Raw genomic sequence first — 10,297 nt, forward strand, 5'->3', positions numbered from 1 at the left:
ACCGGCAGCCCCACGGACAAGCCGTCCGGCAAGGCCACCGACAAGCCCGAGGCCACCGACAAGGACTCCGCGTCCCCGTCCGCCTCCTCCACCACGCAGGGCCGTGCGGTCACGGACGCGCTGAAGGCCGACGCGACGCCCTCCGCGGGCCCCTCGGACAAGGGTGACAAGGCCGACCCCTCCCCGTCGGCGAGCGGCGGCAGCGCCGAGGCCGACGCGAGCGCGCTGCAGGCGAAGTACGCCAAGCTCGACTGCACCGACGAGAAGACCCGCGCCACCGTGGGTGACGGCGTCAAGGCCTCCGAGCCGACGCTGGCCTGTGGCAAGAACTCGCAGGAACAGTGGCAGAAGTACATCCTCGGCCCCGCCGAGGTCGACGGCACGGACGTCGACAAGGCCCAGGCCGTCCTGAACACTCAGACCGGTGCGGGCTGGACCGTCACGATGGACTTCACGGACGGCGGCGCCAAGAAGTTCGCGAACATCACCGGCAAGCTGGCGCAGAACCAGTCCCCGCAGAACCAGTTCGCGATCGTCCTGGACGGCGAGGTCGTCTCCGACCCCTTCGTCCGCCAGGCCCTGACCGGCGGCAACGCCGAGATCTCCGGCAACTTCACCCAGCAGTCCGCCCAGGACCTCTCCAACATGCTGTCGTACGGCGCGCTGCCGCTGACCTTCAAGGTCGACAGCATGACGACCGTGACCGCCGCGCTGGGCGGTGACCAGCTGCAGGCCGGGCTGATCGCCGGCGCGATCGGTCTCGCGCTGGTCGTCATCTATCTGCTGGCCTACTACCGCGGTCTGTCGTTCATCGCGATCCTCTCGCTGCTGGTCTCCGCCGCCCTCACCTACACGCTCATGGCCCTGCTCGGCCCGGCCATCGGCTTCGCGCTGAACCTGCCGGCCGTCTGCGGTGCCATCGTCGCCATCGGCATCACGGCGGACTCGTTCATCGTGTACTTCGAACGCGTCCGCGACGAGATCCGGGAGGGCCGCTCGCTGCGCCCCGCCGTCGAGCGGGCCTGGCCGCGCGCCCGGCGCACCATCCTGGTCTCCGACTTCGTGTCGTTCCTGGCCGCCGCGGTGCTCTTCCTCGTCACCGTCGGCAAGGTCCAGGGCTTCGCGTTCACGCTCGGTCTGACCACCCTGCTCGACGTGGTCGTCGTGTTCCTCTTCACCAAGCCGCTGCTCACCCTGATGGCCCGTCGCCCGTTCTTCGCGAACGGCCACAAGTGGTCCGGCCTCGACCCGAAGAGCCTGGGCGCCCAGCCGCCGCTGCGCCGTACCCGCCGCCCCGCCGCCCCCGTCGACCCGAAGGAGGCCTGAGATGTCGAAACTCGGCACCCTCGGCGCACGACTGCACCGTGGCGAGATCGGCTACGACTTCGTCAAGAACCGCAAGATCTGGTACAGCGTCTCCATCCTGATCACCATCCTGGCCATCGCCGGCCTGGCGGTCCGCGGGCTGAACATGGGCATCGAGTTCCAGGGCGGCGCGGTCTTCAACACCCCGAAGAACACCAGCGTCTCGGTGTCCCAGGCGGAGGAGTACGCGGAAGAGGCCTCCGGCCACGACGCGATCGTCCAGAAGCTCGGCGACGGCAGCCTGCGCATCCAGGTCGCCGGCATCGACACCGGCGCGGCGAACGAGATCAAGAACACGCTCGCCGGCGACCTCAAGATCGACTCCGAGCAGATCAACGCCGAACTGGTCGGCCCGAGCTGGGGCGAGCAGATCGCCAACAAGGCCTGGCAGGGCCTCGGCATCTTCCTCGTCCTCGTCGTGATCTACCTGGCGATCGCCTTCGAGTGGCGCATGGCGGTCGCGGCGTTCGTCGCCCTGATCCACGACATCACCATCACGGTCGGGATCTACGCCCTGGTCGGCTTCGAGGTCACACCGGGCACGGTGATCGGTCTGCTGACCATCCTCGGCTACTCGCTCTACGACACGGTCGTGGTCTTCGACAGCCTCAAGGAACAGACGAAGGACCTGACCAAACAGACCCGCTGGACGTACAGCGACGTCGCCAACCGCTCCATCAACAGCACTCTGGTCCGCTCCATCAACACCACGGTCGTCGCACTGCTGCCGGTCGCGGGCCTGCTGTTCATCGGTGGCGGTGTCCTCGGCGCCGGCATGCTGAACGACATCTCGCTGTCGCTGTTCGTCGGTCTCGCCGCCGGTGCCTACTCCTCGATCTTCATCGCCACGCCGCTCGTCGCCGACCTCAAGGAGCTCGAGCCGGCGATGAAGGCCCTGAAGAAGCGCGTCCTGGCCAAGCGTGCCCAGTCCGCAGCCCAGGGCGGGACCGAGGTCCACGACGAGGAGACCTACGCCGACGAGCCCGAGGACGACGCCGCACCCGCGGTGGTCGGGCCGCGCAACCAGCCCGCCTCCCGCAGCCGCAGCCGCGGCCGCCCCTCGGGCAAGCGCCGATGACCGGCATCAGGGAGCTGCTGCTCAGCCGCATCCGTGACGTGGCCGACTACCCGGAGCCGGGCGTGATGTTCAAGGACATCACCCCGCTCCTGGCGGACCCGGCGGCCTTCACCGCCCTGACCGACGCCCTCGCCGAGATCGCCGAGAGCACGGGCGCCACCAAGGTCGTCGGCCTGGAGGCCCGCGGCTTCATCCTCGGCGCCCCGGTCGCCGTGCGCGCCGGTCTCGGATTCATCCCCGTGCGCAAGGCGGGCAAGCTCCCCGGAGCCACCCTCGCCCAGGCCTACGACCTGGAGTACGGCTCGGCGGAGATCGAGGTGCACGCCGAGGACCTCACCGCCGACGACCGCGTCCTGATCGTCGACGACGTCCTCGCCACCGGCGGAACCGCCGAGGCCTCGGTCCAGCTCATCCGCCGGGCCGGCGCCGAGGTCGCGGGCCTCGCCGTCCTCATGGAGCTCGGCTTCCTGAACGGCCGCGTCCGCCTGGAGCCGGCGCTGAACGGTGCCCCGCTGGAGGCGCTGCTCACGGTCTAGCAACCGCGCAGCGGGCCGGTGGACACCGGCACGACACCGCGCAGGCGGGCACCGGAGGACCCGGTGCCCGCCTCGTGCGTTTCACGGGTAGACGGTCCTCACATTGGCCTGAAGGCGATCCCGGGGCCCGGGATGGCTACCATGGGGGTCCGGAGCCTGACCGGGGGACCCGGATCGCGCACGAGGAGCCCTCTTGCCAGACGAGGCCCAGCACCTGACCGCCGCCAAGCCCGAGTCCGCCTCGGCAGCCGCGGCGAAGCCCGCGCCGAACGCGCCCCACGCGAAGAACGACACCCGCGGGCCGGTCGAGCACGCCCAGGCGGCGCCGGTCGACAAGCCCGCCGAGCAGTCGCGGCCCAAGCCCACCCCGCCCGCGGTGCGCCAGGCCCCCGGACAGCCGGCCCGCTCCGGCTCCTCCAACCGCGTCCGCGCCCGTCTGGCCCGGCTCGGTGTGCAGCGCGCCAACCCGTACAACCCGGTGCTGGAGCCGCTGCTGCGGATAGTGCGCGGCAACGACCCGAAGATCGAGACGGCCACGCTCCGCCAGATCGAGCGTGCCTACCAGGTCGCCGAGCGCTGGCACCGTGGCCAGAAGCGCAAGAGCGGCGACCCGTACATCACGCACCCCCTCGCCGTGACGACCATCCTCGCCGAGCTGGGCATGGATCCGGCCACGCTGATGGCGGGCCTGCTGCACGACACGGTCGAGGACACCGAGTACGGCCTGGACGACCTTCGCCGGGACTTCGGCGATGTCGTCACCCTGCTCGTCGACGGCGTCACCAAGCTGGACAAGGTCAAGTTCGGCGAGGCCGCGCAGGCCGAGACCGTGCGCAAGATGGTCGTCGCCATGGCCAAGGACCCGCGCGTCCTGGTCATCAAGCTCGCCGACCGCCTGCACAACATGCGCACCATGCGCTACCTCAAGCGCGAGAAGCAGGAGAAGAAGGCGCGCGAGACCCTGGAGATCTACGCGCCGCTCGCCCACCGCCTGGGCATGAACACCATCAAGTGGGAACTGGAGGACCTCGCCTTCGCGATCCTCTACCCCAAGATGTACGACGAGATCGTCCGCCTGGTCGCCGAGCGTGCCCCCAAGCGCGACGAATACCTCGCCATCGTCACCGACGAGGTCCAGCAGGACCTGCGCGCGGCCCGCATCAAGGCGACCGTCACCGGCCGCCCGAAGCACTACTACAGCGTCTACCAGAAGATGATCGTCCGCGGCCGGGACTTCGCGGAGATCTACGACCTGGTGGGCATCCGCGTCCTCGTGGACACCGTCCGCGACTGCTACGCGGCCCTCGGCACGGTGCACGCGCGATGGAACCCGGTCCCCGGCCGGTTCAAGGACTACATCGCGATGCCCAAGTTCAACATGTACCAGTCGCTGCACACGACGGTCATCGGCCCCGGCGGCAAACCGGTCGAGCTGCAGATCCGCACGTTCGACATGCACCGCCGCGCCGAGTACGGCATCGCCGCGCACTGGAAGTACAAGCAGGAGGCCGTCGCCGGCACGTCCAAGGTGCGCAGCGACGCCCCCAAGTCGTCCGGCAAGGGCAAGGACGACCACCTCAACGACATGGCCTGGCTGCGGCAGCTGCTGGACTGGCAGAAGGAGACCGAGGACCCGGGCGAGTTTCTGGAGTCCCTGCGGTTCGACCTGTCCCGCAACGAGGTCTTCGTCTTCACCCCCAAGGGCGACGTCATAGCGCTCCCGGCCGGTGCCACCCCGGTCGACTTCGCGTACGCCGTGCACACCGAGGTCGGGCACCGCACGATAGGCGCTCGCGTCAACGGCCGGCTGGTCCCGCTGGAGTCCACCCTCGACAACGGCGACCTGGTGGAGGTCTTCACCTCCAAGGCTTCCGGCGCCGGCCCGTCCCGCGACTGGCTCGGCTTCGTCAAGTCACCGCGCGCCCGCAACAAGATCCGGGCCTGGTTCTCCAAGGAACGCCGCGACGAGGCGATCGAGCAGGGCAAGGACTCCATCGTCCGCGCCATGCGCAAGCAGAACCTGCCGATCCAGCGCATCCTGACCGGCGACTCCCTGGTGACGCTCGCGCACGAAATGCGCTACGCCGACATCTCCGCGCTGTACGCGGCGATCGGCGAGGGCCATGTCTCCGCTCAGAACATCGTGCAGAAGCTGGTCCAGGCCCTCGGCGGCGAGGAGGCCGCCACCGAGGAGATCGACGAGTCGGTCCCGCCGGCCCACGGCCGCGGCCGCAAGCGCCGTACCAGCGCCGACCCGGGTGTCGTCGTCAAGGGCGTCGAGGACGTGTGGGTCAAGCTGGCCCGCTGCTGCACGCCCGTCCCGGGCGACCCCATCATCGGCTTCGTCACCCGCGGCAGCGGCGTATCGGTCCACCGCAGCGACTGCGTGAACGTCGACTCGCTGTCCCGTGAGCCGGAGCGCATCCTCGACGTCGAGTGGGCGCCCACACAGTCCTCGGTCTTCCTGGTCGCCATCCAGGTCGAGGCCCTGGACCGCTCCCGGCTCCTCTCGGACGTCACCCGCGTACTGTCCGACCAGCACGTCAACATCCTCTCCGCGGCCGTCCAGACCTCCCGCGACCGCGTCGCCACGTCCCGCTTCACCTTCGAGATGGGTGACCCGAAGCACCTCGGGCACGTGCTCAAGGCGGTTCGGGGCGTGGAGGGCGTCTACGACGTGTACCGGGTGACGTCGGCGCGCAGCAGGACGTAACCGGCCGCCGCACACGACCACACGAAAGGGGCTCCCGTACACGGTGTACGGGAGCCCCTTTCGATGGACTGCTCAGCCTCCGAACTCCTGCAGGCCCTTCAGCGCCTGGTCCAGCAGCGCCTGCCGGCCGTCGAGCTCACGCTGGAGCTTGTCGGCCCTGGCGTTGTTGCCCTGCGCACGGGCCTGCTCGATCTGGCCCCGCAGCTTGTCCACGGCGGCCTGGAGCTGGCCGGTCAGACCCTCCGCACGCGCGCGTGCCTCCGGGTTCGTCCGGCGCCACTCGGCCTCCTCGGCCTCCTGGATGGCCCGCTCGACCGCGTGCATACGGCCCTCGACCTTGGGCCGGGCGTCGCGCGGCACATGGCCGATGGCCTCCCAGCGCTCGTTCACGTTCCGGAACGCGGCGCGGGCCGCCTTGAGGTCCGTGATCGGCAGGAGCTTCTCGGCCTCCTCGGCCAGCTCCTCCTTGAGCTTGAGGTTCTCCGTCTGCTCGGCGTCCCGCTCCGCGAAGACCGAGCTGCGGGCCGCGAAGAAGACGTCCTGGGCGCCGCGGAAGCGGTTCCACAGGTCGTCCTCGTGCTCGCGCTGGGCGCGGCCGGCGGCCTTCCACTCGGACATCAGCTCGCGGTAGCGCGCCGCCGTCACGCCCCAGTCCGTCGAGTTCGACAGTGCCTCGGCCTCGGCGACCAGCCGCTCCTTGGTCTTGCGGGCCTCCTCGCGCTGCGCGTCCAGCTGCGCGAAGTGCTGCTTGCGCCGCTTGGAGAACGCCGACCGCGCGTGCGAGAACCGGTGCCACAGTTCGTCGTCGGACTTGCGGTCCAGACGCGGCAGACCCTTCCAGGTGTCCACCAGGGCCCGCAGCCGCTCACCGGCCGCCCGCCACTGGTCGGACTGCGACAGCTCCTCCGCCTCGGCGACCAGCGCCTCCTTGGACCTGCGCGCCTCGTCGGACTGCTTCGCGCGCTGCGCCTTGCGCTCCTCGCGGCGCGCCTCCACCAGTTCCACGAGCTTGTCCAGCCGGACCCGCAGGGCGTCCAGGTCGCCCACCACGTGGTGCGCGTCGACCTGCTCCCGGATGTGGTCGACGGCGGCCTGGGCGTCCTTCGCCGACAGGTCGGTGGTCTTCACTCGCTTCTCGAGGAGGCCGATCTCGACAACCAGGCCCTCGTACTTGCGCTCGAAATAGGCCAGCGCCTCCTCGGGGGAGCCCGCCTGCCAGGAACCGACGACCTGCTCGCCCTCGGCCGTACGCACGTACACGGTCCCCGTCTCGTCGACGCGGCCCCACGGGTCGCTGCTCACAGCGCCTCCTCCACATGATGCCTGCGAGGGGCCTGAAGCTCCCCCGGGCATCGTCCACAGTTTCGTCACGGCCAACATAGGCGACCGGCGGGGGGCCTGTCCGCATCCCGCGCGACCGAAATTTCGCAGTTGTAGGGGTCAGGATTTCGTGATCGTGGCCTTGTTGATCACGACCGTCGCGTTGGGCGCCGTATTGCCCGTCTGGGGGTCGGGAGCCTGTGCTCCGGCCTTGGCGATTTTCTGCAGAACCTTCATGCCCGCCTCGGACACCGTGCCGAACGGTGTGTAGTCGGGCGGCAGCTGACTGTCCTGGTAGACGAGGAAGAACTGGCTGCCGCCGCTGTCGCGGCCCTGCTTCGTCTGGGGGTTGTACTGGTTCGCCATCGCGACCGTGCCCGCCGGGTACGTCCCGCCCTTGAGGCTCTTGTCCTTGAGGTTCTCGTCCGGGATGGTGTAGCCCGGTCCACCCATGCCGGTGCCCTTCGGGTCGCCGCACTGCAGGACGTAGATGCCCTGGTTGGTGAGCCGGTGGCACTTGCTGTGGTCCAGGTACCCCTTGCCGAGCAGGAAGTTGAAGGAGTTCACGGTGTGCGGCGCCGCCGACGCCTTCAGCGCGACGTCTATCTCGCCGCAGGTCGTGTCCAGCTTCATCGTGTACTTCGCCGACTCGTCGATGGTCATCGCCGGTTCCTTCTTCCAGGTCTCCGACTTGACCTTGCCCGGAGCCGGCTTCTCGCACGGGTCCGGGGCCTTGCTGGGTGTGGCGCTCGGGGTGACGTCCGCGTTCGCGTTCTCCGTCTTGCCGTCGTCCTCGAACGGCTTGGTCAGGAAGACCGTCACCGAGAGCACCACGATCACGCCGAGAGTCGAGGCGATCACGGAGTTGCGGATGCGGGCCTTGCGTCGCGCGTCAGTGCGTCGCTGCTGCTGCCGCAAGAACTTCTCCCGGGCGAGCTGACGCCGCCGCTGTTCCTGGCTGACCACCGGGTTCTCTCCTCATGGGTCTAGAACGTCGACCGGTACGCGTGCGTCCTGTGTGCCGACCGCCTGCGTGTGCCCCGTACCGTATATGGGTTCGCTGAGGAATCGGCAGCGCCGGTAGGCTCTGTGAGCAGCCGTAGCCGCCCGTATCGACACAACGAAGGACGATCGTGCTCATTGCCGGGTTCCCCGCCGGGGCCTGGGGGACGAACTGCTACCTCGTCGCCCCCGCCGCCGGTGAGGAGTGCGTGATCATCGACCCCGGCCATCAGGCCGCCGACGGCGTCGCGGAGGCCATCGCCAAGCACCGGCTCAAGCCCGTCGCCGTCGTCCTCACCCACGGCCACATCGACCACGTGGCCTCGGTCGTCCCGGTGTGCGGTGCGCACGACGTGCCGGCCTGGATCCACCCCGACGACCGGTACATGATGAGCGACCCGGAAAAGGGGATCGGCCGTTCCATCGGGATGCCGTTGCTGGGCGAGCTGACCGTGGGGGAGCCCGATGACGTCAAGGAGCTGGCCGACGGGGCGAGGCTGGAGCTGGCGGGCCTGGAGCTGTCCGTCGCCCACGCGCCCGGCCATACCAAGGGGTCGGTGACCTTCGGTATGCCCGAGGCGGCGGACATCCCGCCGCTCCTCTTCTCGGGCGACCTGCTGTTCGCCGGCTCCATCGGACGCACCGACCTGCCCGGCGGTGACATGGCCGAGATGCTCGACTCGCTGGCCCGCGTGTGCCTGCCGCTCGACGACTCGACCGTGGTGCTGTCCGGCCACGGCCCCCAGACGACCATCGGCCAGGAGCGTTCCACCAACCCGTATCTGCGGCAGGTGGCGGCAGACCGCCAAGGGCACGGCGCTGCCGAGGCTCCCCGACGAGGAATGTGACGAGACCTTCCGTGAGCACCTTCAAGGCCCCCAAGGGCACGTACGACCTGATCCCGCCGGACAGCGCCAAGTACCTCGCCGTCCGTGAGGCGATCGCCGCTCCGCTGCGCAACTCCGGCTACGGCTACATCGAGACGCCCGGCTTCGAGAACGTCGAACTCTTCGCGCGCGGGGTCGGTGAGTCCACCGACATCGTGACCAAGGAGATGTACGCCTTCGAGACCAAGGGCGGCGACCGGCTCGCCCTGCGACCCGAGGGCACGGCCTCCGTCCTGCGCGCCGCGCTGGAGGCCAACCTGCACAAGGCCGGCAACCTCCCGGTCAAGCTCTGGTACTCCGGCTCGTACTACCGCTACGAGCGTCCCCAGAAGGGCCGCTACCGGCACTTCTCCCAGGTCGGCGCCGAGGCCATCGGCGCCGAGGACCCGGCGCTCGACGCCGAGCTGCTCATCCTGGCCGACCAGGCCTACCGCTCGCTGGGCCTGAGCGACTTCCGGATCCTGCTGAACAGCCTGGGCGACCAGGAGTGCCGCCCCGTGTACCGGACGGCGCTCCAGGACTTCCTGCGCGGCCTGGACCTGGACGAGGACACGCTGCGGCGGGCGGAGATCAACCCGCTGCGCGTCCTGGACGACAAGCGCGAGTCGGTCCAGAAGCAGCTCGGGGACGCACCGCTGCTGCGTGACTACCTGTGCGACGCGTGCAAGGCGTACCACGAGGAGGTCCGCGAGCTGATCACGGCGGCGGGCGTCGCCTTCGAGGACGACCCGAAGCTGGTCCGCGGCCTGGACTACTACACCCGCACGACCTTCGAGTTCGTCCACGACGGCCTCGGCTCGCAGTCCGCGGTGGGCGGCGGCGGCCGCTACGACGGCCTGTCCGAGATGATCGGCGGCCCCGCGCTGCCGTCCGTCGGCTGGGCCCTCGGCGTCGACCGCACGGTCCTCGCCCTGGAGGCCGAGGGCGTCGAGCTCGAACTGCCCGCCACCACCAGTGTGTTCGCCGTCCCGCTCGGCGAGGAGGCCCGCCGGGTCCTGTTCGCCAAGGTCACGGAGCTGCGCAAGAACGGCATCGCGGCCGACTTCTCCTACGGCGGCAAGGGGCTCAAGGGCGCCATGAAGAACGCCAACCGCAGCGGCGCCCGCTACACGGTCGTCGCCGGCGAACGCGACCTCGCCGAGGGCGTCGTCCAGCTCAAGGACATGGAGTCGGGAGAGCAGACGGCCGTCGGCGTGAACGAGATCGTGGCGGAACTGGAAGCACGACTGGGCTGAGCCGCAGTTCCCGCCGGGGCGGCGTCGCCCTCTCGGCCCGTCCGGCGTTGGAAGACGGGCGCGACTGTGCTCAACTGCCCGCTCCCGCCTGGGCGGTCTCGCCCTCTCAGCCCGTCCGGCGTTTGAGGACGAGGCCGTTCAGGCCGATGGGGGTTCCGGGG

8 protein-coding genes are annotated in these 10,297 nt (G+C 69.7%); 6 read left to right on the plus strand and 2 right to left on the minus strand.

Going from position 1 to position 10,297, the window contains the following annotated elements:
- The 4 genes from secD to relA all read left to right on the plus strand — a co-directional run.
- On the plus strand, positions 1 to 1,326 hold a 1,326-nt coding region (gene secD / locus C1J00_RS30120), incomplete at its 5' end, for a protein translocase subunit SecD (RefSeq protein WP_102912154.1).
- Between the two features lies 1 nt (position 1,327).
- Positions 1,328 to 2,443 carry a protein translocase subunit SecF gene (gene secF / locus C1J00_RS30125; protein WP_102912155.1) on the plus strand — a complete coding sequence of 372 codons (1,116 nt, stop codon included), beginning with the start codon at positions 1,328 to 1,330 and terminating at the stop codon, positions 2,441 to 2,443.
- Positions 2,440 to 2,979, plus strand: a complete 540-nt coding sequence (locus tag C1J00_RS30130; protein ID WP_102912156.1) for an adenine phosphoribosyltransferase — start codon at positions 2,440 to 2,442, stop codon at positions 2,977 to 2,979. Before secF ends, C1J00_RS30130 begins: the two co-directional genes overlap by 4 nt.
- A gap of 193 nt (positions 2,980 to 3,172) precedes the next feature.
- Entirely contained in the window at positions 3,173 to 5,692 is a 2,520-nt protein-coding gene (gene relA, locus C1J00_RS30140) for a GTP pyrophosphokinase (RefSeq protein ID WP_102912157.1), read from the plus strand.
- Between the two features lie 72 nt (positions 5,693 to 5,764).
- On the opposite strand, the gene C1J00_RS30145 is transcribed toward relA, so the two are convergent.
- Together C1J00_RS30145 and C1J00_RS30150 are read right to left on the minus strand one after the other, a co-directional pair.
- Entirely contained in the window at positions 5,765 to 6,994 is a 1,230-nt protein-coding gene (locus C1J00_RS30145) for a DUF349 domain-containing protein (protein ID WP_102912158.1), read from the minus strand.
- Between the two features lie 138 nt (positions 6,995 to 7,132).
- Positions 7,133 to 7,978: a peptidylprolyl isomerase gene (locus C1J00_RS30150; protein ID WP_102912159.1), complete on the minus strand. Its 846-nt coding sequence runs from the start codon at positions 7,976 to 7,978 to the stop codon at positions 7,133 to 7,135.
- A gap of 167 nt (positions 7,979 to 8,145) precedes the next feature.
- Between C1J00_RS30150 and C1J00_RS30155 the strand changes: the two genes are divergently transcribed.
- The gene (locus C1J00_RS30155; RefSeq protein WP_102912160.1) at positions 8,146 to 8,862 is read left to right on the plus strand and encodes an MBL fold metallo-hydrolase; all 717 of its coding nucleotides are present in this window, start codon (positions 8,146 to 8,148) and stop codon (positions 8,860 to 8,862) included.
- 11 nt (positions 8,863 to 8,873) lie between these two features.
- Positions 8,874 to 10,136, plus strand: a complete 1,263-nt coding sequence (gene hisS, locus C1J00_RS30160; RefSeq protein ID WP_102912161.1) for a histidine--tRNA ligase — start codon at positions 8,874 to 8,876, stop codon at positions 10,134 to 10,136.
- The last annotated feature ends 161 nt before the right edge of the window (positions 10,137 to 10,297 follow it).

Origin of the sequence: Streptomyces cahuitamycinicus (assembly GCF_002891435.1) — a bacterium.
Lineage (GTDB): Bacteria > Actinomycetota > Actinomycetes > Streptomycetales > Streptomycetaceae > Streptomyces > Streptomyces cahuitamycinicus.

Excerpts from the sequence above, each read along its gene's own strand:
- C1J00_RS30130 (WP_102912156.1), top strand. The coding sequence starts at position 2,440 with ATGACCGGCATCAGGGAGCTGCTGCTCAGCCGCATCCGTGACGTGGCC.
- secF (WP_102912155.1), top strand. The coding sequence starts at position 1,328 with ATGTCGAAACTCGGCACCCTCGGCGCACGACTGCACCGTGGCGAGATC.